The organism is Streptomyces sp. NPDC002640, from assembly GCF_053592575.1.
On the sequence record NZ_JBSFVZ010000037.1, the window covers coordinates 1 to 20,426 of the forward strand.

At 75.6% G+C, this 20,426-nt stretch carries 19 protein-coding genes; 9 read left to right on the forward strand and 10 right to left on the reverse strand.

Going from position 1 to position 20,426, the window contains the following annotated elements; all coding sequences use genetic code 11:
• Positions 1 to 449: 449 nt before the first annotated feature.
• Both ACWD3O_RS32230 and ACWD3O_RS32235 read left to right on the forward strand, forming a co-directional pair.
• A complete protein-coding gene (locus ACWD3O_RS32230) occupies positions 450 to 1,709 on the forward strand; it encodes a poly(ethylene terephthalate) hydrolase family protein (RefSeq protein WP_451418313.1) in 1,260 nt (419 codons plus the stop codon).
• Between the two features lie 249 nt (positions 1,710 to 1,958).
• Positions 1,959 to 2,558, forward strand: coding sequence for a Uma2 family endonuclease (locus ACWD3O_RS32235; protein WP_451418314.1), 600 nt, complete (start codon positions 1,959 to 1,961; stop codon positions 2,556 to 2,558).
• A 117-nt stretch (positions 2,559 to 2,675) separates the two neighbouring features.
• On the opposite strand, the gene ACWD3O_RS32240 is transcribed toward ACWD3O_RS32235, so the two are convergent.
• Positions 2,676 to 3,041, reverse strand: coding sequence for a YybH family protein (locus ACWD3O_RS32240; RefSeq protein WP_451418315.1), 366 nt, complete (start codon positions 3,039 to 3,041; stop codon positions 2,676 to 2,678).
• Positions 3,042 to 3,146: 105 nt separating this feature from the next.
• On the opposite strand from ACWD3O_RS32240, the gene ACWD3O_RS32245 reads away from it, so the two are divergent.
• Positions 3,147 to 4,049: a LysR family transcriptional regulator gene (locus ACWD3O_RS32245; protein WP_451418316.1), complete on the forward strand. Its 903-nt coding sequence runs from the start codon at positions 3,147 to 3,149 to the stop codon at positions 4,047 to 4,049.
• 54 nt (positions 4,050 to 4,103) lie between these two features.
• Here the strand turns inward: ACWD3O_RS32245 and ACWD3O_RS32250 are convergent, their stop codons facing one another.
• Positions 4,104 to 4,709, reverse strand: a complete 606-nt coding sequence (locus ACWD3O_RS32250) for a TetR/AcrR family transcriptional regulator (protein WP_451418317.1) — start codon at positions 4,707 to 4,709, stop codon at positions 4,104 to 4,106.
• Between the two features lie 95 nt (positions 4,710 to 4,804).
• Here ACWD3O_RS32250 and ACWD3O_RS32255 point away from each other — a divergent pair, with 95 nt between their 5' ends.
• Entirely contained in the window at positions 4,805 to 6,007 is a 1,203-nt protein-coding gene (locus ACWD3O_RS32255; protein WP_451418318.1) for an MFS transporter, read from the forward strand.
• 160 nt (positions 6,008 to 6,167) lie between these two features.
• Here the strand turns inward: ACWD3O_RS32255 and ACWD3O_RS32260 are convergent, their stop codons facing one another.
• Positions 6,168 to 7,289 (reverse strand): winged helix DNA-binding domain-containing protein, encoded by a 1,122-nt coding sequence (locus ACWD3O_RS32260; protein WP_451418319.1) that lies wholly within the window; start codon positions 7,287 to 7,289, stop codon positions 6,168 to 6,170.
• A 308-nt stretch (positions 7,290 to 7,597) separates the two neighbouring features.
• Here ACWD3O_RS32260 and ACWD3O_RS32265 point away from each other — a divergent pair, with 308 nt between their 5' ends.
• Both ACWD3O_RS32265 and ACWD3O_RS32270 read left to right on the forward strand, forming a co-directional pair.
• Complete coding sequence (locus ACWD3O_RS32265) at positions 7,598 to 8,977, forward strand: cryptochrome/photolyase family protein (protein WP_451418320.1); 1,380 nt, start codon at positions 7,598 to 7,600, stop codon at positions 8,975 to 8,977.
• Between the two features lie 181 nt (positions 8,978 to 9,158).
• Positions 9,159 to 9,314 carry a DUF6131 family protein gene (locus tag ACWD3O_RS32270; protein WP_356129476.1) on the forward strand — a complete coding sequence of 52 codons (156 nt, stop codon included), beginning with the start codon at positions 9,159 to 9,161 and terminating at the stop codon, positions 9,312 to 9,314.
• Between the two features lie 77 nt (positions 9,315 to 9,391).
• On the opposite strand, the gene ACWD3O_RS32275 is transcribed toward ACWD3O_RS32270, so the two are convergent.
• From ACWD3O_RS32275 to ACWD3O_RS32300, 6 genes are all read right to left on the reverse strand, one after another.
• Positions 9,392 to 10,093 (reverse strand): DAK2 domain-containing protein, encoded by a 702-nt coding sequence (locus ACWD3O_RS32275; RefSeq protein ID WP_451418321.1) that lies wholly within the window; start codon positions 10,091 to 10,093, stop codon positions 9,392 to 9,394.
• Between the two features lie 20 nt (positions 10,094 to 10,113).
• On the reverse strand, positions 10,114 to 11,112 hold the full coding sequence (locus ACWD3O_RS32280; RefSeq protein ID WP_451418322.1) for a dihydroxyacetone kinase subunit DhaK: 999 nt from the start codon (positions 11,110 to 11,112) through the stop codon (positions 10,114 to 10,116).
• Between the two features lie 276 nt (positions 11,113 to 11,388).
• On the reverse strand, positions 11,389 to 12,996 hold the full coding sequence (locus ACWD3O_RS32285; RefSeq protein WP_451418323.1) for a phytoene desaturase family protein: 1,608 nt from the start codon (positions 12,994 to 12,996) through the stop codon (positions 11,389 to 11,391).
• Positions 12,997 to 13,247: 251 nt separating this feature from the next.
• Entirely contained in the window at positions 13,248 to 13,736 is a 489-nt protein-coding gene (locus tag ACWD3O_RS32290) for an SRPBCC family protein (RefSeq protein ID WP_451409336.1), read from the reverse strand.
• 189 nt (positions 13,737 to 13,925) lie between these two features.
• The gene (locus ACWD3O_RS32295; RefSeq protein WP_451418324.1) at positions 13,926 to 14,849 is read right to left on the reverse strand and encodes an SDR family oxidoreductase; all 924 of its coding nucleotides are present in this window, start codon (positions 14,847 to 14,849) and stop codon (positions 13,926 to 13,928) included.
• A 41-nt stretch (positions 14,850 to 14,890) separates the two neighbouring features.
• Positions 14,891 to 15,793, reverse strand: coding sequence for a hypothetical protein (locus ACWD3O_RS32300; RefSeq protein ID WP_451418325.1), 903 nt, complete (start codon positions 15,791 to 15,793; stop codon positions 14,891 to 14,893).
• 332 nt (positions 15,794 to 16,125) lie between these two features.
• Between ACWD3O_RS32300 and ACWD3O_RS32305 the strand changes: the two genes are divergently transcribed.
• Positions 16,126 to 16,893 (forward strand): GNAT family N-acetyltransferase, encoded by a 768-nt coding sequence (locus ACWD3O_RS32305; protein ID WP_451418326.1) that lies wholly within the window; start codon positions 16,126 to 16,128, stop codon positions 16,891 to 16,893.
• A gap of 83 nt (positions 16,894 to 16,976) precedes the next feature.
• Here the strand turns inward: ACWD3O_RS32305 and ACWD3O_RS32310 are convergent, their stop codons facing one another.
• A complete protein-coding gene (locus tag ACWD3O_RS32310; RefSeq protein ID WP_451418327.1) occupies positions 16,977 to 17,636 on the reverse strand; it encodes a DUF1707 SHOCT-like domain-containing protein in 660 nt (219 codons plus the stop codon).
• A gap of 304 nt (positions 17,637 to 17,940) precedes the next feature.
• Between ACWD3O_RS32310 and ACWD3O_RS32315 the strand changes: the two genes are divergently transcribed.
• Positions 17,941 to 19,026: a GNAT family N-acetyltransferase gene (locus ACWD3O_RS32315; RefSeq protein WP_451418328.1), complete on the forward strand. Its 1,086-nt coding sequence runs from the start codon at positions 17,941 to 17,943 to the stop codon at positions 19,024 to 19,026.
• A gap of 74 nt (positions 19,027 to 19,100) precedes the next feature.
• Positions 19,101 to 20,411, forward strand: coding sequence for a glycosyltransferase (locus tag ACWD3O_RS32320; protein WP_451418329.1), 1,311 nt, complete (start codon positions 19,101 to 19,103; stop codon positions 20,409 to 20,411).
• Positions 20,412 to 20,426: the final 15 nt, after the last annotated feature.

Here is a 20,426-nt window from a genome sequence, read left to right on the forward strand (position 1 = left end):
CACCCGCTACGACAAACGCGCCCGGCACTACGAAGCCATGGTCACCATCGCCTGCCTACGACTCTGGCTCCCCTGACTTTGCGGACACGACCTAGTGCTCGCGCCGGGCGCGGCGGCTCGCGGCCGGTGGCTCGGGCCCGCGCCGGGCGGGGCGGCTCATGCTCGCGGCGGCCTGGGCCCGCGGCGGGCGCGCGGCTCGCTCCATGACGCACGGCCGCACGGCCGCACGGCCGGCGGCGGTCCCGGCCCACGGGTGCGGCGGCTCGCGGCGTGTCGCGGGGGCCGCACGGCTCGCGGGGCGCGGCGCGCAGGTTCGCGGCGGCCGGTGATGTCACGGATTCGCACCCCCGCCGCCCCCGCTTGACTCGACGCGTACCGATTCCTCACCGACCTCCGGCGCCCGGCCGCAGCACACGCGCGGGCGGCCGGCATTACGAAGGGATCCCCGCATGTCGTCCCGCCTCCGTCGGCGCCTGCGCCTGTGCGGCGCCGCGTCCGCCGGCCTCCTGGCCCTCGGCTCCACCGGCGTCCTCTCCGCCCCCGCCTCCGCCGCGACCCCGGTCTACGCCGAGGACTTCTCCGGCGGGCTCGGCACCTTCACCCCGACCGGTTCCGTCGGCGCGAGCACCGGCGCCGCCCGCCTGAGCGGATCGCTGCTGTCCGACCCGACCCTCACCTCCGCGTCCGTCCCGCTGGCCGGCTACAGCGGCATCTCCGTCTCGTACACCCGGACGGCGGCCGGGCTGGACCTCGGCGAGGCGTTCACCGTCGCCTACTCCGTCGACGGCGGCGCGTTCACCACGCTGGAGTCCTCGCGCACCGCCTCCGGCGCGGCGTCGTTCCGGCTGCCGTCGTCCGTCGACGGCCGCAGCGTGCGGCTGCGGTCCTCGCTGGACGCGAGCAGCGTCCTGGAGACGCTGACCGTCGACGACGTCCTCGTGCAGGCCGAGGGCGGCGGGAGCGGCGGTCCGACCGATCCCCCGGGCGGCTCGCTGCCGCCGGTGACCGACGTGACCGCGCCGGGGCCGTACGCGGTGACCGTCGACACCACCGCCGGTCCCGGCGACGACGGGTGGCTGGTGTACCCGACGAACGCCGGCCAGAACGGCGTAGACCACCCGGTCCTGGTCTGGGGTCCGGGCGCCGGGTCCGACCCGGCCGCCTACGAGGACATGCTGCGCCAGTGGGCCTCGCACGGATTCGTGGTCTACAGCGAGGTGTCCTCCAGCAGCGGCGCCTACATGGTCGACGCGCTGGACTGGATCGAGGACCAGAACGCCGCCCCGGGCAGCCCGCTGTACCAGGACATCGACACCACCGAGATCGCCTTCGGCGGCCACTCCCGCGGCTCGATCGGCACGTTCGACGTGGCCGACGACCCGCGCCTGGAGACCACCGTCCATGTCGCCGGCGGCTCCTTCGACGGCAACGGCCCGGACAACCTGCGCAACCCGGCCCTGTACATCGGCGGTGACGACGACTTCGCCACCTCCAACGTGGAGCGCGACTACGCCAACACCGACGTGCCGGTGTGGTTCAACGTCCTGAACGGCACCGACCACATCGCCGCCACCCGCAACGGGCAGCACATCATCACCGCCTGGCTCCGGTGGCACCTGGCCGACGAGGAGTTCCGCCGCACCACGGACTTCCTGCGCCAGGGCTGCACCTTCTGCGGCCTCGGCGTCACGCAGTACAAGAACTGGTGACCTTCGGCCACAGGCCGGTCGCTGTCTCGCCGAGGCAACTTGCGCGCCAGGTCCACCGGACCACACGCGCAAGGTGCCTTCGCCCTCGGCGGGGTGCGCGTACGTCCCCGGACAGCCGACCCCCACAAGCCGACGCGCCGGGCCCCGGCTGTCGGCGGCTTGCACGTTCGGGTGAGCCGGACGGTACCGGGCCTCTCGCGGTGACGCGGCCTACCATGATGGTCTCGACCCGCCCACAGGAGGCATGCGATGTCCGCAGCCGTCGAAATGCCCCACGACGACCGCCCGCTGGTCGCGGAGGCCAACCGGATCAGGGAGCGTCTCCCGGGCTACCGCGTCGAGATCATCGGAGGTCAGCTCCTCGTGACCCCTCCCCCGGACGCGGCCCACGCGCACGTCCTGAGCGAGCTCGTGCTCACCCTCGCGGCGGCCGGACTGCACGGCGGCGGGAGCAAGGTGCTCCAGGGTGTCGGTCTCTGGCTCCCCGACGGGCCGGAGGACTACGCCGTCCCGGATCTCGCGGTGGTCGACGCCGACATCCGGGACCACCTGATCGAGAACAACTGCTACGACCCCCTCGCGTTCCGCATGGTCCTCGAGGTGACGTCCACCAACTGGCGGGCCGACCTGCGCACCAAGGTCGCCGCGTACGCCATCGCCAGGGTGCCCGCGTACGTGGTCGTCGACCGGAAGCACAACCGGCTGCACGTGCTGACCGATCCTGTCGCGGACGAGTACGACGTCCACCGCGTCCACGCGCCGGGTGAGCGGGCGGTGCTGCCCCCCTCGGTCGGCGCGCCGGACGTGACGCTGGACGTCTCCGAGGTGCTGGCCGCGGCTCGGCCGTAGGCCGACCGGTGGTCGGTCGGGCGGTGCCCTACCCGCCGGCGTCGTGGCGCGGCTAGTACGGGTCAGCTCGACGCGGGCCGAACTCGGGAGGCGCCCTCCCGGGGGCGGGGCGAGGGATCAGCGAGCGGGCGGGACGAACTCGGGCTGATCGAGCAGGCGCAGCCAGCTTCCGTCGGGCTGGCGCCGGACGACCTGCGCCCGGGCGCCCGCCCCGTCCCTCGGCGGCGTCGAGGTGAGGGCGATGTCGCCGCTGATCAGCGTCGGCAGCGGCTGCTCCGGCTCGAAGCGGGGACGGTCGGCCAGCGCCTTCTCCCACAGGGCGCGAATCGCCTCCCGGCCCACCGTGCGGTGGCCGGGCGGGAAGGCCATCACCGCGCCTTCCTCGTACAGTGCGGCGACCCCGGCCGCGTCGCCGGCGTTGGAGCGTTCGACGAACAAGCGGGTGATGTCCTCGGGCCGCATGGCCTTCTCGTACTCCGGCATGGCTTCCTCCTGCCGTCGGGGGCGAGCTTCGACGCTCCCCAGCCTGGCCGTCGCCCACGTCAGAAGTCCAACAGATGCTTCTCATGGAAACTAGAATCAGGAGTCATGGAACTGAGGCAGCTGGAGTACTTCGTCGCGGTCGCCGAGGAGCGCAATTTCACCCGGGCGGCCGAGCGGGTGCACATCAGCCAGTCCGGCGTCAGCGCCCAGATCAGGCGGCTGGAACAGGAACTCGGAGCCGAACTGTTCGACCGGTCGGCGCGGACCGTCACCCTCACCGTCGCGGGAAACGCCGCGCTCGAACACGCCCGCGCCGCACTCGCCGCCGCCGGGGCGGTCGGCCAGGCGGTCGGCGAGGTGACGGACCTGATCCGGGGGCGACTCACCGTCGGCATGGTCGTCGGCTGCACCGTCACCCCGCTGTTCGACGCCCTCGCCGCGTTCCACCGGGCCCATCCCGGTGTCGAGATCTCGCTGCTGGAGGACAACTCCGACCGGCTCGTCGAGGGCGTGCGCACCGGCACCGTCGACCTGGCGCTCGTCGGGGCGGCAGGCGTCACCCCCGACGGGCTGGAAGCGCTGACCATCGTCAGCGAGCGGCTCGTGGTGGCGGTCCCGGCCGGGCACCCACTGGCGCGACGGCGGCGGGTCACCCTGCGCGACCTGACCGCCCACCCGATCGTGTGCATGCCGCCCGGTACCGGCCTGCGCACGGTGCTCGACCAGGCCTGCGCCGCACAGGGCGTCCACCTCGCGATCCCTCTGCAGGCCGGCGCGGCGGACGCCGTCGCCGACCTCGCCGCCCGCGGGCTCGCCGTCGCCGTCCTCAGCGACTCCATGGCCGCGAGCCACCGCGACCGGCTCACCGTCCGGACCATCGACGACGTCGAGACACCCGCGCTGCTCGCCCTGGTCTGGCGGAACACGCACAGCCCGGGGATGCGTCAACTGCTCCGGCACAGCCGGCAGGCCTTCGCCGGGCCCGACAAGGCACGGGCCGACTCCTAGAACGCCCCGACGGCAGCGGCGACAGCGGCCGCTCCGGACGTCCCCACCGCGCCGTCAGCCGGCCTGCGCGGGCTCGTCCCCCAGGGCGCGGATCGCACCGTCGATGGCGACGGTCAGGCGCTCCAGGTCATGACCGGCGCGCTCCCGGACCCGCAAGCCGAGCACCGTCGTGAAGAGCGATTCCACGGCCCCGTCGATGTCGAGATCGGCGGCCAGTTCGCCCCGCTGCCGCCCCTCGGTCAGTACCGCGTGCAGGGCCTGCCGGGTGACCGCGAACGCGGCCTCGGTCCGCTCGTGCACCTGGGCATCGGTGGCGCCGAGTTCGGTGGCGGTGTTGACCACGAAGCAGCCGCGGCCGGACTCGCCTGCGGCCGGGCAGGTCACCAGCCACAGCATCCATTCCCGCAGCACCTCACGGACCGGGCGGTCGCTCACGTCCAGACGTCGCCGGGCCTGCGTGGACTCGGTGGCCCGGTAGTGGTCGAGCGCGCGCAGGAAGAGCGTGTGCTTGTCCGTGAACGTCCGGTACAGGCTGCTGGGCGTGAGCTTCAGCTCGTCGCCCAGGTCGCGGACCGACGTGGCGTGGTAACCGCGCCGCCAGAACAGCTCGGTCGCCGCGGTGACCGCGTTCTGCTCATCGAACTGCCTTGGGCGTGCCATGAGTTCACCTTTCCCGGCTTGTGGAGCGCTCGCTCCCATACTACTGTGCCGACGTATGGGAGCGATCGCTCCCGAACTGTACGGAGGAGGATCCGTTGACGACCGCAGGACAGACCCCCGCGCCTACGCGGGAACCGGGGACGCCGGACGGGAGCCGCTGGACGGCGGTGGCCGTGGTGACGCTGGGCACCTTCCTGCTGGTGACCGCCGAGCAGCTGCCGATCGGCCTGCTGACCTCGGTGGGGTCCGCGCTGTCGGTCTCCGAGGGGACGGCCGGACTGATGGTGACGGTGCCCGGCATCGTCGCCGGGTTGGCGGCGCCGCTGGTCCCGATGGCCGTCGGGGCGCTGGACCGACGCGTCCTGCTGCTCGGGCTGATGGCCCTGATGACCGTCGCGAACCTGGGCTCCGCCCTGGCGCCGAACTTCGCGGTGCTGGTGGGCTCCCGCGTGCTGGTCGGCATCGCGGTGGGCGGCTTCTGGGCGGTCGCCGCCGGTCTGGCGGTCCGGCTCGTCACGCCCGCGGACGTGCCGCGCGCCACCGCGGTCATCTTCGGCGGCGTCGGGGCCGCGAACGTGTTCGGCGTCCCGCTCGGCACCCTGGTCGGTGACCTGACCGGTTGGCGCATCGCCTTCTGCGCGCTCAGCGCCCTGGCGCTGGTGACCCTGATCGCCCTGCTCGCGGTACTGCCGCGGCTGGTCGCCTCCCGGAGCGTCCGCCCCGGCCTCCTGGTGGAGCAGCTCCGCAACCCGGGCGTGCGCGTCGGCATCATCGCGACGGTGCTCCTCGTCTTCGGGCACTTCGCCGCCTACACCTTCGTCAGCCCGGCGCTGCAGGATCTGTCGGGGATCGACGAACGCCATGTCGGTCCGCTGCTGTTCGCGTTCGGAGCGGCAGGCATGATCGGCAACTTCGTGGCAGGTGCGGCGCTCTCTCGCCGCGTGCACCGCAGCGTGCTGGTTGTCGCCGTGGCCGTGGCGGCCGCGATGCCGCTCTTCCTGCTCCTGGGCCGGACCGCGATCGGTGGCGCCGTCCTGCTGATCGTCTGGGGTCTGGCCTTCGGCGGTGTGTCCGTGGGCCTCCAGACCTGGATGATCAAGGCCGCTCCGCAGGCGGTGGAAGCGGCCTCCTCGCTGTGGGTGGCGGTGTTCAACCTGTCCATCGGTTTCGGCGCGCTGGCCGGCGGCATCGTCGTCGACACGCTCACGCTCCACGGCGTGCTCTGGCTCGGCGGCGCCTGCGCCCTGCTCGCCGCCCTGGCGGTCTGGACCGCCCGTACCCAGGACGCCGTGCACTGACCGGGAACCGGCCGGAATGCCCGGTCCACCCTTCCCGTGCAGGGCTGTGAACCCGAGGCGGTGCCAACGTGCCGACTCCCCCAGGGCGCGCGGACAGGGTGCGCGGACCTCTACGGGGTGAAGAGCCTCCCGGTCGCCTGGGACGGCTGAACCGTGCGGATCATCCTGCCGGGAGGAACATGACGTCCCCCTCCCCCGCGCCCGGCGCGAGGAAGGACAGCAGGGCGACGCCCTCACGCTCCACCTCGGCCCGTTCCCGCGCGGACAGCGGGGCGAAGGGGGTGACGGCGAGACGCGTCGTCCCGCCCTCCTTGACCTTGCTCCAGGCGCCGCGGACGAAGCCGTCGACCAGGACCGCTCCGGGGATCACCGCGTTCCGGGTCATGATCCGCCGCTGCTCCGCGGCGCCGATGATCCGGGACCGGTCGGCGTGGGAGAGGATCGCGTTGTCGAACTCGGCGAGGAACCGCACCGGGGCGGGGGTGTCGGGGCCGGGGCGCGGGGCGTCGGGGAGGTCGAGGAGCTCGGTCCCGGCCTCGTCGGAGAAGACCCGCAGCTCCGGGCGGAGGGCGTCGACGGTCTCACGCAGGCGGGTGAGGCCGGACCAGGTCTGCACGTCGGCCACCGAGGCGGGGCCGAAGGCGGCGAGGTAGCGCCGCACCAGGGCCGCGCGGTCGGCGGCGGACGCCTGCGGCGCCGACAGCCAGGTCTCGGCCGTCGCGTACACCGGCTGCCCGGAACGCCCCCACACGCCGCGCGGCGGGGTCTGCACCATGGGGACGAGCACCCGCAGCGCGTTCCCCAGCAGGGACCGGTCCAGGCCCGGCCACCGTTCCTCCAGCAGCCGGGTCAGCTCGGCCGCGCTGCGCGGGGCCTCGTCCAGCCAGGCCCGTCCGGCCGCGACCAGTTCGGCGGGCTCGACCCCTTCCAGGTTCCGCCAGCACCGCGGGCCCAGCGCCCGGTCGAGGGCGGGCTGCACGGTGGGGCGCAGCCATCGGCAGTCCCCGGCGGTCACCAGGTGCACGGTGCCGCGCATCAGGACGATGCGCACCGCGGACCGGTCGAGCAACCGGGCGGACAGGTCGTCAGGGGCGAAGGCGCGCATCCGGGTCCACAGGCCGGCGTAGGGGGCCTGCGGGGCCTGGGCCTGGAGGCCGGTGAGGTGTTCGAGCACTTCGAGGGTGGTCAGCGGGGAGCGTTCCAGCAGCAGCTGGCGGGCCAGGAAGGCCCGGTTCAGGGCCCGCCGGGACAGGGTGTCCGGACGTGTCGAGGTGATCGCCATGCGGTGCCGTCCTCTTCAGCCGTGGGTCGCGACGGGAGGCGTCCCGGGGCCCGCCGTCTCCTCGACGATAGGCGCTCTTGCGGCCACTTTCCGTCCTCAATGTGCCGCCTGCTTCTTCCGGCTCCTTGCCGCGCCTCTTCCCGTCCCTTCGCCGCGCCGCCCCGCGGGCCGGTTCCCCGCCCTGTCCGGCGTGGCGTCCGTGCTCCCGCGGCGCACGCGGCGATGCTCGCCGGGACGGGTGCGCGCGGGCGACGGGCCGCGCGGCGGCACCCGGTGGTGACGTGAGGACACCTGGGAGGGATACGAACATGACCGTGACGGTCGTCCTGTTCACCGCGGACCTGCGCCTGCACGACCATCCCCCGCTCACCGCGGCCCTCGCCGCGGCGGACGAGGTGGTCCCGCTCTTCGTCCACGACCCGGGGGTGGCGGCCGCCGGGTTCGACGTGCCCAACCGCGCCGCGTTCCTCGCCGACTGCCTGGCGGACCTGGACGCCTCGCTGCGCCGGCGCGGCGGGCGCCTGGTGGTGCGGTCCGGGCCGGTGGAGCGGGAGGTGGCGGCGGTCGCCGCGGAGTGCGGGGCGACGGAGGTGCACCTGGCGGCCGGGGTCACCGGGCACGCCCACCGGCGGGAGGAACGGCTGCGGGAGGCGCTGCGCGGACGCGGCGTGGAGGTGCGCGCGCACGGCGCGGTGACCACCGCGGTCCCGCCGGGCGCCCTCACGCCGTCGGGCACCGACCACTACGCGGTCTTCACCCCCTACTTCCGCCGCTGGTCCGCCGAGGGCCTGCGCGAGGTCCTCCCCGCGCCGCGCTCCGTACGGGTTCCGGACGCGGTGGGCGGCGAACCGCTGCCGTCGCGCGGGGCGACGGCGGACGTCTCGCCGGGCCTGCCGCCGGGCGGCGAGACGGCGGGGCGGGAGCGGCTGGCGCGGTGGCTGCGCGCGGGGCTGGACGCGTACCACGAACGCCAGGACGACCTGGCGGGGGACGGCACCTCGCGGCTGTCGCCGTACCTGCACTTCGGCGCCCTGTCCCCGGTGGAGCTGGTCCGCGGGGCCCGCGAACACGGCGGCCCGGGCGCGGAGGCGTTCGTCCGGCAGTTGTGCTGGCGGGACTTCCACCACCAGGTGCTGGCCGCCCGCCCCGACGCGTCGTTCCGGGACTACCGCACCCGCGGCGACCGGTGGCGCGGCGAGGACGAGGCCCACGAGGAGATCACCGCCTGGCGGGAGGGCCGCACCGGCTACCCGCTGGTCGACGCGGCGATGCGCCAGCTCCGTCACGAGGGCTGGACGCACAACCGGGCGCGGCTGCCGGCGGCGAGCTTCCTGACCAAGACCCTGTACGTGGACTGGCGGATCGGTGCGCGCCACTTCCTCGACCTGCTGGTGGACGGCGACATCGTCAACAACCAGATGAACTGGCAGTGGGTCGCCGGCACGGGGACGGACACCCGGCCTCACCGGGTGCTGAACCCGGTGGTGCAGGGCAAGCGGTTCGACCCGCGCGGCACCTACGTGCGGCGGTGGGTGCCGGAGCTGCGGGAGGTGGAGGACCGGTTGGTGCACGAGCCGTGGCGGCTTCCCGAGGAGCGCCGCGTCGCCCTCGGCTACCCGCCGCCGCTGGTCGACCTCGCCGACGGCCTGGCCCGCTTCCGCCGGGCCCGCGGGCGGGACGAGGCCTGAGGCGTCCGGAGCGAGGGCTGACCGGGCCGGACCGGCCGCCGACGGTGCCGGAGCGAGGGCTGACGGGCCCGGCCCGACCGGCATCCGGAGGGGCCGGACCTACGGCTGGAGGGGGCGGACTGCGTTACCGCGGCCGCGGGCGCACACTGGAAGGGCACCATCATCCCCAACGGAGGCGGTCATGATCCTCCTCGGCATCATCCTCCTGGTGATCGGCGCCCTCGTCGATCTGTCGATCCTGTGGACGATCGGCATCATCCTGCTTGTCGTCGGCGTGGCGCTGTGGATCGCCGGCGCCCTCGGCCACGCGGTGGGCGGACGGAAGCACTACTTCTGACCCGTGACCGGGCGCTGCCCGACGCCCGCCGGACCGTTCCGGCCCGGCGGGGAGGGTCCCGTCCGATGTGAGGCGGCTCAGCTCATGGCGGGCGGCAGGTACGGGGTCAGCGCGGTGACCGTGCTGCCCGCCGAGGTGAGGAAGAGCGCGACGCCGACGGCGCCCGGGTCGGGCACGTCGGTGGCGCGGTCCCGCAGGTAGCTGGCGCGGCCCTGGCGGGCGCGCAGCCCGGCGGTGTCCCGCACGCCCTGCCACGCGGCCTCCGCGGCATGCCGCAGGGCCTGGTCGGGCGGGGTGTCCGGGCCCGCGGCGGCCAGCGCGCCGGCCGCCGGGTGGAGGGCGTCCACCAGCGTCTTGTCCCCCGGTTCCGCGTCGCCGACCCTGCGGATCGCGGCCAGGCCGTCGGCGACGCCCTCGGCCAGCGCGGGCGTCGTCAGGCGGCCGTCGGAGGCCTCGGCGAGCGACTGCAGGAGGAGGCCGAAGAGCGGGCCGCTGGTGCCGCCGACCTCGTCCAGGAAGGCGCCCGCCGCGGCGTCCAGCGGGCCGGCGGCGGGACCGCGGCCGGCCTCGTCGAGGGCGTCGAGGCGCTGGAGGGCGGCGCGGGTACCGGCGTTGAGGTTCACGCCGAAGTCGCCGTCCCCGGACTGCTGGTCCAGGGCGGTGAGTTCGGGCTCGGTCGCGCGCGCGGCGTCCGCGAACCGGCGCAGCCAGGCGTCGGTGAACGCGCCGTCGTACGGGGCACCGTCGTGTGGGGCGGCGCCGTGCGGGGCCGTGGTCATCGCTTTCCTCCCGGGAGGGGTCACCAGTTGAGTGCGGCGGTGCGCACGGGGGCGTCGTACCGCTCGAGTGCCTCGGCGTCGGCCACCATCAGGGTGATCGAAAAGCCCCGCATGTCCAGGGCCGTGACGTAGTCGCCCACCAGCGAGCGGGCGAGGGCGATGCCCCGGTCGTCCAGCAGACGCCCCAACTCGCCGTAGACGCCGTAGAGTTCGAGCGGGGTGACCGAGCCGAGGCCGTTGACGAGGGCGATCACCGTGTCGCCGCGGGCCGCGCCGAGCGCTTGGAGCAGGGCCGCGGTCATCTCGCCCACCAGGTCGCGCGACGGCCCGTGGGCGCGGGCCCGGTCGGCCCGCTCGCCGTGGATGCCGACACCGAACTCCAGTCGGCCGGGGTCGAGTTCGAAGGCCGGGAGCCCGGTGGTCGGCGCGGTGTGGGCGCGTGAGGCGACCGCCAGGGTGCGGCAGCGGGACACCAGGTCGCTGCCCAGTTCGGCCAGTTCCTTCAGCCCGAGGCCGCTGTCGGCGGCCGCGCCGAGGATTTTCTCGACCAGCACAGTGCCGCCGGTGCCGCGCCGCCCGGCGCGGATGTCCTCGGAGTCCGAGGCGAGGTCGTCGTCGACCAGGACGCGGGCGCAGGGGATGCCCCGGCGGGCCAGGCGCTCGGCGGCGATGCCGAAGTTGATCCGGTCGCCGGTGTAGTTCTTCACGATGTGCAGCACGCCCTCCTCACGGGCGGCCGCCACCGAGGCCTCGTGGACGGAGCGGTTGTGCGGGGAGGCGAAGACGCGGCCGGGCACGGCGGCGTCGAGCATCCCGCGCCCGACGAACCCGGTGTGCATCGGCTCGTGCCCCGAGCCGCCGCCGGAGAGCAGCGCGACGCGGCGCCCTGGCGCGGGGTCCCGGGCCAGCAGGTAGCCGTGCCGGGAGTCGTAGGTGACCAGGGACGCGTGGGCCCGGGCGAAGCCCGCCAGCGCGTCGGGCACCAGGTCCTCGGCGGCGTTGCCGAAGTACGCGGCCATCGGGGGTCTCCCTCCTCACGGGCCCGGTCTCGGCCCGCGGTCCGCCCACGGGCGGGCGGGCCCGCCTGGGCCATCCTGCCCGGAGGGGCCCGCCCTCATGCCGGCCCCACGCCGGGTCGCGGGCAACCGGGACGGCCGCCCTTCCGGCCGCCCTGCCGCTGCCCTGCAGACGCCGCCCTGCCGCTGCCCTGCAGGCGCCGCCCTGCCACCGCCCGGCCTCCGCCGCTCACCACTCGTCCGGTACGGGGCTGCGTTCGCCCTTGCGGTTCCGCCGGGTCAGCAGCCGCTGGGCGCGGGCCATGCCCGCTGGGCGCGGGCCATGCCCGCGGGGCGCCGGCCGTGCAGCGCGGCGCGGGCGGCGTTGGCGCCGGGCGCGCCGTGCACGCCGCCGCCGGGGTGGGCGGCCGCGGACGCCAGGTAGAGCCGCCGCACGGCCGTTTCGGGACGTCCGGTGCCGGGGATCGGGCGGAACACCAGCTGCTGGTGCATGGCCGTGGTGCCGCCGTTGATGGCGCCGCCGTGCAGGTTGGCGTCCATGGCCTCCATGGTGGGCGGGGTGAGGACGCGGCGGGCGCGGATCCGGTCGCGGAAGCCGGGGGCGAAGCGCTCCACCTCGCGTTCGATCCGGTCGGCCATCCGCTCCCCCTCGCCCGCGTCCCAGGCGCCGGTGATGCCCTCCTCGCCGGCGTCGCCGCGGATCTCGTGCGGCACGTGGGTGTACGCCCACGCGGACTCGGTGCCGGCCGGCGAGCGGGTCGGGTCGGTGGTCGTCATCTGGCCGAGCACGCAGAACGGCCGGTCCGGGACGCGGCCCATGGCGAGCTGCGCGGCGAACCGGGTGAGTTCGTCCACGCCGTCCGCCAGGTGCACCGTGCCCGCGAGCCCCGCCTCGGGCGAGGTCCAGGGGATGGAGCCGTCCAGCGCCCAGTCGACCTTGACCGTGGCGAAGTCCCACTGGAAGCGCTTGAGGTCCTCGAGCAGTTCGCCGGGCAGGTGCTCGGGGGCGACGAGCCCGCCGTACAGGGCGGGGGCGGAGACGTCGGCGAGCACCGCGCGCCGGGCGTCGACCGTGTCGCCCCCGGCGGTGCGCACGGCTACGGCGGTGCCCTGCCGCACCACGACCTCCGCGACGCGCTCCCCGCAGCGCACGACGCCGCCGCGGTCCTCCAGCCGGGCCACCAGGGCGGAGATCAGTCCGCCGGCCCCGCCCTCGGGCACCGGAAAGCCGTAGCTCTGGCCCAGCATGGCCATCAGCCAGCCGAAGCCGCCGCTGCCCGCCGCCTCGGGGGCCAGGTCGGCGTGGAGCGCGTTCCCGGCCAGCAGCAGCCGGCCGCCCTCGGCGTCGAACTCCTCCTCCCCCAGCCGCCGCACCGGCAGCACCAGGCTGCGCGCCATCCGCAGCCCGCCGGTGCCGCGGAGCTTCCAGGCCAGCCGGGCGCCGGCCTTCACCGGCGGGAACGGGGTGAACAGCGCGTCCAGCAGGTCGGGCCGCAGCCGGTCCCAGACGGTGTGCAGTTCGCGCCATGCCTCGCCGTCGCCCTCCGCGAACGCCTCCAGGGAGGTGACGGTCTGCCCGAGGGTCCGGCCGAGCACCGCGCACCGGCCGTCGCTCAGCGGGTGGGCGACCACCCGGGGGGCGTGCCGCCAGCGCAGCCCGTACCGCTCCAGCCGCAGGCCCTCCACGACCGGGGACGCGGCGGCGAGCGGGTAGAACGCGCTGAACAGGTCGTGCACGAACTCCGGGTCGACGCCGCGGTCGTGCCGCACCGCCCCGCCCGGCTCGGGCTGCTCCTCCAGGACGACGACGCTCCAGCCGGCGTCGGCCAGCAGATTGGCCGCGACCAGCCCGTTCGGGCCGGCTCCGATCACCACGGCGTCGGGCATGGCACTCCTTCCTCCGGCCCGGCACCCGGGCCCCGGCCCGCGGACTCCCGCGGCTCTCACGCTCCGGCGGACTCCCGCCACTGTCACGCCCAGGCGGACTCCGTGCTCCCGGGCTCGGCGGGCTCCGCGCTCCCAGGCCCCGGCGGGCTCCCGCTGCTCCTGGGCCGCCGCCGGCTCCGCGGCGATCACGCTGCGGCGAGTCACGCGGCGGCGGGCTCCGCGGCTTGTCCGGCGGCGGACTCCCGCGACTGTCACGCTCCGGCGGGTTCGGGCCGGCCCGGCGCGGACCGTCCGCCGCCGGGGTGGCGGCGGGCCTCCTCGCAGACCTCCTCCAGCCGCCGCAGCATCTCCCGGTGGCGGAGCTGGATCAGCGCCTCCACGCCCACGTTGTGGATCGTCCCGCCGGCCCCCTGGAGGGGGTGTTCGTCGACGACGACCAGGCTGTCGTCGCCCCAGGAGCGGACGTCGATGGCGATCCGCGCGGTGCCCAGCGGCCCCGCCTTCGCCTCGAGTTCGAGCTCGCGGCCGGGCACGCAGCGGCGCACCACGGTCTCGTTGTGCAGCCGGACCGGGCCGATGCGGACCTCGTAGGCGATCGCCGCGCCGACCTCGGGCCAGTCGCCCCGCACCGGCTTCGACCGGGAGGTGCCCACCACCCAGTCCGCGTACCGCTCGCCGTCCGCGAGGACGTCCCAGACCTGTCCGGGCGTCGCCCTGATCAACCGGTGCCGCTTGGCCATGCCGTCTCCCGCGTCCGCGTCCTGGTCGGTCCCTGCTGCCGACGGTCGCGAGCCGGGTGCCCCGTAGCGCGGGGGACGAACCCGGGCGGTTCCGGCGGCGGGCCGGGTACGGGCCGGGCGACGGGAAGCCGCGTGCGCGGGCGGCGGGAGCCCGCGTCCAGGGCGGGCGGCTGCGGGCGGCGCGGGGCGTCAGGCGCCCGGTTCCGGCGGCCGCGCCGCCCGGTCGGCCAAGCCGCCCGCCCCGAGCGGGCCGGTGGGCTCCAGCGGCCCCTCCGCCTCCAGCCGCGGCAGCTCGTACCGGGACACCGCCGTGACCACGGCCGGCATCGCGGCGCGGATCCCCTGGACGGCCCGCAGCCAGACGGGGATGTAGGTGCTGGCACGGCGCCGCTCCGCCGCGTCCCCGAGCCGCCGGGCGACCTCGGGGGCGGGGTAGATCCTCCGGGCCGGCGCCGGCATGTGCCCGCGCAGCTCCCGCAGCACGGGGTACCGGTCGGCGTCCCGGATCATGTCGGTGTCGGTCCAGTTCAGGTAGCCGATGCCCACCCCCACGCCCCGGTGGGCGAGTTCGGCCCGGAGGCTGTGCGCGAAGGCCTCCACGCCCGCCTTGGAGGCGCAGTACGCGCTCATCATGGGCGCGGAGCCGAACGACGCCAGCGAGGCGACCTGCAGGAAGTAGCCGCGGGTGCGGAGCAGGTCCGGCAGGAAGACCCGCGCGGTGACCGCGCTGCCGGTGAGGTTCACGTCGATCACGCGCCGCCACAGCGCGGGGTCGGAGTCCACGAAGGGCCCGCCCTCCGCGATCCCGGCGTTGGCCACCACCACGGACGGCGGTCCGAGCCGTTCCCGCACCTCACGGGCGGCTTCGGCCATGCCGGCGTCGTCGGTGACGTCCGCCTCCACCGCCAGCGCGCGGGTCGGCAGGTCCCGTGCCACGCGCTCCAGCCGCTCCTGGCCGTGCCCGAGGAGCGCCACGTGGGCGCCGCGCCCCGCGAGGTCCCGCGCCAGCGCGGCTCCGACGCCGCGCGCGGCGCCGGTCACCACCGCGACCCTGCCCTCGAGCGGCCTGCCCGCACCGGGCCGCCGTCTTCCGTACCGCCAGGTCTGTTCCACGAGCCTCGCCTCCGCGGCCCGGGTCCCCCGCGGACGGCGGCCTACGCACCCGGATACCGGTCTCCTCCGGTGACCTCGCGGGCGATCCGCGACCACGCGTCCTCGCCGCCGGGCAGCGGCCAGGCCCAGGTGGGCCGCGTTCCGGTGCGCAGCGCCGCCAGCCGCCGGGCCAGCACCGGGCCCGCCTCGGCGGCGCCGTCGGGGACGCGGGGGCCGATGCGGGCGCGGAGGGCGGCGAAGCGGGCCAGTTCCGACGCGTACTCCGCCGCGGCCCGTTCGGTGCCCGCGGCCACCTCGTCGGCGGGCGCGGTGCGCCGCAGGTGCAGCAGCGGGGGGTCGGTCGACTCCGCGATCGCGGCGGCGAGCCGGGCATGGCCGTCGAGGAGCAGGTGGCAGTCGAGCCCGCTGACCCACCACAGCAGCACGGGCGGCAGCGTGCCGTCCGCCGCCTGTTTGCGGTACGCCTTGACCCGGGCGTCGTCGGCGTCGGGCATCCGCCGCAGCGGGAGGACCTCGTCGCATCGCTCGTCGGCGAACCAGTCGACGCGGCCCTCCGGGTGGCCCTCGACGAGCAGCTCGCCCCAGTGCTCGCCCAGCGGGCTCTCGGGGGTGAGCAGCCACCGCCCGTCGTGCAGCGGGCCGCCCGGCGCCTCGGCGAGGTGTTCCGCGAAGCGGTACGCCCAGCGGTCGGGGCGCCCGGCGAGCTCCCTCGCCTCCGCCGCACGGCACGGCGGGGCGACCGAGCGGTACTCGCCGGTGCGCCGGAACTCGACGCCGCAGTGGTCGGTCTCGACGGCGGCCAGGAGGACGGGCCGGGTCTCCTGGGTGAGCAGCAGCCGCCGCCCGGCGGTGAACAGGCGCAGCCCGGGCAGCGGGCGGGACTCCACCTCCAGCGTCAGGCCGGCCCAGGTCCCGTCGTCCCGGACGACGTCCGTGCGTCTCATGCCGGAAACCCTAGGCGGACGGAGCCCGCTTGCCCGCGGGGAGGGCGGCGTGGGAAGGTGGCCCGCGTCCGCGTTCCCGCGGGCGCTTCCACGGTGAGGAACGAAAGCCATTGTTCTCGGCGTCCCCCAGCGGCCGCCGTCGGCACTGAGCCCGAGGCCGTCCGGCCCCGGCTCCGCCTGACACGCTCCCGTACGGACTGTTCCGCACGGCGGCCCCACGACGCGATGCCCGAGGCATCGCGACTCTCCCGCGCCCCGCGCCGGACCGCAGGCACCTGTGCGTCCCTGTGCGCCGAGGGCTTCTCCGAGACTTCCGTGAGGTCACCACCACCATGGACATGCAGGTCCAGAGCTTTGCCGTCGCCAACCTCCGCCGCCGTCCCGAGACCGTCGAGGCCGGTGGGTTCGTCGCCGGTTTCGTCCCGGGCACCGACAGCCCCTACATCAACTACGCCACCCCGCTGCCCGGCGCGCGGCCGACCCGGCAGGACGTCAGGGCGCTGATCGGGCTCTTCCGGGAGCGCGGCCTGCTGCCCCGGCTGGAGTTCGCCCCGGAGGCCGCGCCCGAGGTGGAACCGGCCCTGCGCGCGGCGGGGTTCGCCACCGAGGCGGTGCACCAGTACCTGGTGTGCGCCCCGGACACGCTGGCGCCGCCCCGGCAGGCGGGTGCGCCGCGGGTGGAGACCCCGGTGACGGACGAGGAGTTCCTGCGGCTCGACGCCGCGCTGGCGGAGGCGTTCGGCGGCCTCTTCCCGGCATCCGCGGAGGGCGCCGCCCGCCTGCGCCGGACCCAGGAGGGCGGCGGCGCCGTCCGCTTCGTGCGCGATCCGCACGGCGGCGTGGCCGGCGGGGCTTCCTGCTCCGCGCCGGCCGAGGACACGGCCGAGCTGAGCGGCGTGGGCACCCGGCCCGCCCATCGCGGCCGCGGCATCGCCGCCGCGGTGACCGCCTCCCTGGCCGGTGCGATGTTCGGGGTGGGCGCGCGGTCCGTCTGGCTGGAGTACTCCGGCGAGGGCTCGCGCCGCGTCTACGAACGCGTCGGGTTCCGCCCGCGCGGCACCCGCCTGTACGTCTCGCTGTCCCCGGCCGCCCAGGACTGACCGCACCGGCCGTCCGGGAGCGCCTCCGGGCGCCCCCGGGCGGGCGGCGACGACCAGATGGGAAGACGCCTGCCGAAGGTCGCTCAGGACCCGTCGGCCGCCGGCCTCCGCATCAGCCACTGGGCGAACGTCCGTCGCCGCGGGCGGATCACCACCCGGCCGTGGGTCTTGTTGCCGGTCAGTGCCACGCGCAGGACGACCGGCGCGTAGGGGGCCGTGGCGGCCCGGCGGCGGCTGACCCGGCTGTGCACCAGCTGCAAATCGTCGGTGTCGACCTCGATGCCCGGCCGGGTGATCAGCGTGAGCGTCTTGCCCGTCATGCGGAGATCGATCCGCAGGGTGTCGTGCGTGATCACCGCGTCCGTGAAGTCGAGGGTCACGTCGCTGAAGGTGACGGCGAGTTCCAGCGTCCGCGGCACCACCCAGCGCCCCTCGCGCCGGACCCCGCCGCTGAACGCCTGCTCGATCCGGACCAGGTCCTTGACCTCGCCGGGGACCGCGCCGCCGGTGACCGACACGGGCGGCAGGTCGGCGGTGAGGCCGGACAGTTCCACGAGGGTGCGGGCCGACAGGGCGGCCTCCAGGCGCTCGTCCAGCTCCTCCGCGGTCAGCAGGCCGTCCCCCGCCGCGACGCGCAGCACGTCCACCACCCGGTCCCGGTCCGCGTGCGAGGCCCGCACCTCGGGTGCCTGGCCGGACCCGGTGCCCCGGGGCCCCTCCGTGGACGAGATCTCTCCCGACATGCCTTCCGTCCCGTTCCCCTCGAACTGCGCGCGGCGCGCGGCGCCGTGACCGGACGCCCCACGCTATAGCGCGCCCCACGCCGCGGCCAGCGTCATCGCGACGCCGCGGACGGGCCGCCGCCGGCCCGGTGGAGCCAATGCTCCGGTTGTCGCTTTCTCCTCGCTTGGTCACGTCCTGCGGCGGTATCTACCGGAGAACTCCCCCGCCGCTATACGATCCTCGCGGTGTCCACGGACCGGGGGGTCCGGAGGCCGTGGACGCTTCGACCGGGGGGTCATCGTGAGCGGTGGACGACGTGTTCGTGTGCTGAGGCCCGAGCGGCTCGGGGCGGAGGAGACCGAGAGCTGGCGGGAGTTGAGGGCGAAGTCGGGGGCGGTCAGGAACCCCTTCATGGAGCCCGAGTTCGCGGTCGCCCTGGGCCGGGTCAGGCCGCAGGCGCGGGTGGCGGTGATCGAGGAGGGCGGCGGCGGCCTCGGCGGCGACGACCGGGAGATCGTCGGCTTCCTGCCCTTCGAGAGAAGCCCGTGGGGCAACGGCCGCGCGCTCGGGCTCGGCGTCTCCGACCTGCAGGGCGCCGTACTGCGACCCCAAGTGACGCTCAGCACGCAAGAGTTGCTGCGCGCCTGCTCGCTGAACAGCTTCACCTTCGACAACCTGGAGGACGGACAGGCCCTCTTCGCCGGTCACGCGGCCGACGCCTGCCCGTCGTACGTGATCGACGTCAGGGAGGGCTACCCGGCCTATCTCGAGGTGCTGCGGCGGCAGTCGCCGAAGTTCCTGAAGACCACGCTGGCCAAGGAGCGGCGGCTCGGCCGCCAGGTCGGCGAGGTCCGCTTCGTCTTCGACGAGCGGGATCCACGGGCGTTGCGCACCCTGATGGCGTGGAAGTCGGCGCAGTACCGCCGGACCGGCCGCCGGGACCGGTTCGCCCGGGAGTGGATCAGCCGGCTGGTGCACCTGCTGGCCGCCACCCGGGCACAGGAGTGCTCGGGCGTGCTGTCGGTGCTGTACGCCGCCGACCGGCCGGTGGCCGCGCACTTCGGTCTGCGTTCGTCCACCGTCCTGGCCTGCTGGTTCCCGGCGTACGAACCGGAGTTGGCGAAGTACTCGCCGGGGCTGGTGCTGCACCTGCGGATGGCGGAGGCGGCCGCCGCGGCGGGCATCGGGCTGCTGGACATGGGGCGCGGGGCGGCCGAGTACAAGGACGCGCTCAAGACCGGTGAACTGCGGGTCCACGAGGGGACGGTGATCCGGCCGGGCGTGGGCGCCGCCCTGCACTGGCTGGGTCGCGAGCCGGCCCGCCGCGCCCACGGGTTCGTGCGCGGCCGGCCCCGGCTGGCCTCGTTGGCGGCGCGTTCGCTGAAGGCCGTGGGACGCCTGCGCGGTTGAGGAACGCACGCCGCACCGCGCACCCGGCCGACCCGCGGTGGGGAAGGAACCGCCGCGACAGAGGGGGAGTTCGCATGACCGGTAGTACGACACAGCGGGAGATCGACAGATTCCTGGCCGTCCGGCCCGTCCAGGTCGCCGAGCTGGAACTTCCGGGGCCGCGGCCTCGGACGGGTGAGGCCGCGCAGGACGGTCCGCCGGTGCTCCGGCCGGGCCCCGGGAGCCCGCAGGTCACCCACGGGGAGGTGTTCGCCCTGGTGCGGCGCGGCGGCGTGCCGGTGGGCACGCTGCTGGTGACCGTGCCGGAGGGCCGGGATCCGCGGGAGGAGGTGGCCGCGGCGGCGCGGCGGCTGCCGGTCCCCGACGGCGACGGGCCGGATCCGGGACGGCCGCCGCGCGCCACGGTGGTGGTCGCCACGCGGGAGCGGGCGGAGCAGCTCGCCCGGGCGGTGGAGTCGCTGCTGGCCCAGGACCACCCGGACTTCGACGTCGTGGTGGTGGACAACGCGCCGGTCACCCCGGCCACCCGCGAGCTGGTCGAGGGCAGGTACGGCGAGCGCGTGCGGTACGTGCGGGAGCCCGTGCCCGGGCTGGCCCGGGCCCACAACGCGGGGCTGGCCGCTGCCTCGGGCGAGGTGGTGGCGTTCACCGACGACGACGTGGTCGCCGACCCCCGCTGGCTGTCGGAGCTGACCGCCCCGTTCGCCTCCGACCCCCGCCTGGGCTGCACGACGGGCCTGATCCTGCCCGCCCGGCTGGTCACGCCCGCCCAGGTGCTGCTGGAGAGCAACGGCGGCTTCGCCAAGGGGTTCGCGCCCCGCGTCTTCGACCCGGCCGATCCGCCCGCCGACGACCCGCTGTTCCCGTTCACGGCCGGCCGGTTCGGCTCGGGCGCGGCGATGGCGTTCCGCACGGAGGTGCTCCGCGCCGTCGGCGGTTTCGACGCGGCGACCGGGACGGGCACCCCGGCGAAGGGCGGCGACGACCTGTACGCGTTCGTCCGCGTCCTCGCCGAGGGCCACCGGCTGCGGTACGTGCCGCGCGCGCTGGTCTGGCACCACCACCGGGAGACCTGGCGGGATCTGGAGAACCAGGCCTTCGGCTACGGCGCGGGGCTCACCGCCTACCTGACGGCGGTCCTGGTGCGCCGCCCCGCCCTGCTGCCCGCGCTGCTGCGCCGCCTGCCGAGCGGTCTCGCCCACGCCCGCCGCCTCACCGCCGTCCGCGACGGCGACGGGCCCGGCACGGCACCGGGGGGCCACGAGAGGCGTGACCATCCCTGGCCGAGGCGGCTCTCCCGGCTCCAGCGCCGGGGCATGCTCTACGGGCCGCTGGGCTACGCCCGCGCCCGCCGGGCGCTGCGGCGGGCGGTGACGGCCCGGTGAGCGCGGCGGGGGCCG

Coding starts and splice junctions, on each gene's coding strand:
- ACWD3O_RS32245 (WP_451418316.1), top strand. CDS start 3,147: ATGGAACTGAGGCAGCTGGAGTACTTCGTCGCGGTCGCCGAGGAGCGC.
- ACWD3O_RS32235 (WP_451418314.1), top strand. CDS start 1,959: ATGTCCGCAGCCGTCGAAATGCCCCACGACGACCGCCCGCTGGTCGCG.
- ACWD3O_RS32290 (WP_451409336.1), bottom strand. CDS start 13,736: ATGGCCAAGCGGCACCGGTTGATCAGGGCGACGCCCGGACAGGTCTGG.
- ACWD3O_RS32265 (WP_451418320.1), top strand. CDS start 7,598: ATGACCGTGACGGTCGTCCTGTTCACCGCGGACCTGCGCCTGCACGAC.
- ACWD3O_RS32305 (WP_451418326.1), top strand. CDS start 16,126: ATGGACATGCAGGTCCAGAGCTTTGCCGTCGCCAACCTCCGCCGCCGT.
- ACWD3O_RS32260 (WP_451418319.1), bottom strand. CDS start 7,289: ATGGCGATCACCTCGACACGTCCGGACACCCTGTCCCGGCGGGCCCTG.
- ACWD3O_RS32270 (WP_356129476.1), top strand. CDS start 9,159: ATGATCCTCCTCGGCATCATCCTCCTGGTGATCGGCGCCCTCGTCGAT.
- ACWD3O_RS32300 (WP_451418325.1), bottom strand. CDS start 15,793: ATGAGACGCACGGACGTCGTCCGGGACGACGGGACCTGGGCCGGCCTG.
- ACWD3O_RS32275 (WP_451418321.1), bottom strand. CDS start 10,093: ATGACCACGGCCCCGCACGGCGCCGCCCCACACGACGGTGCCCCGTAC.
- ACWD3O_RS32230 (WP_451418313.1), top strand. CDS start 450: ATGTCGTCCCGCCTCCGTCGGCGCCTGCGCCTGTGCGGCGCCGCGTCC.
- ACWD3O_RS32240 (WP_451418315.1), bottom strand. CDS start 3,041: ATGCCGGAGTACGAGAAGGCCATGCGGCCCGAGGACATCACCCGCTTG.
- ACWD3O_RS32310 (WP_451418327.1), bottom strand. CDS start 17,636: ATGTCGGGAGAGATCTCGTCCACGGAGGGGCCCCGGGGCACCGGGTCC.
- ACWD3O_RS32280 (WP_451418322.1), bottom strand. CDS start 11,112: ATGGCCGCGTACTTCGGCAACGCCGCCGAGGACCTGGTGCCCGACGCG.
- ACWD3O_RS32320 (WP_451418329.1), top strand. CDS start 19,101: ATGACCGGTAGTACGACACAGCGGGAGATCGACAGATTCCTGGCCGTC.
- ACWD3O_RS32285 (WP_451418323.1), bottom strand. CDS start 12,996: ATGCCCGACGCCGTGGTGATCGGAGCCGGCCCGAACGGGCTGGTCGCG.
- ACWD3O_RS32250 (WP_451418317.1), bottom strand. CDS start 4,709: ATGGCACGCCCAAGGCAGTTCGATGAGCAGAACGCGGTCACCGCGGCG.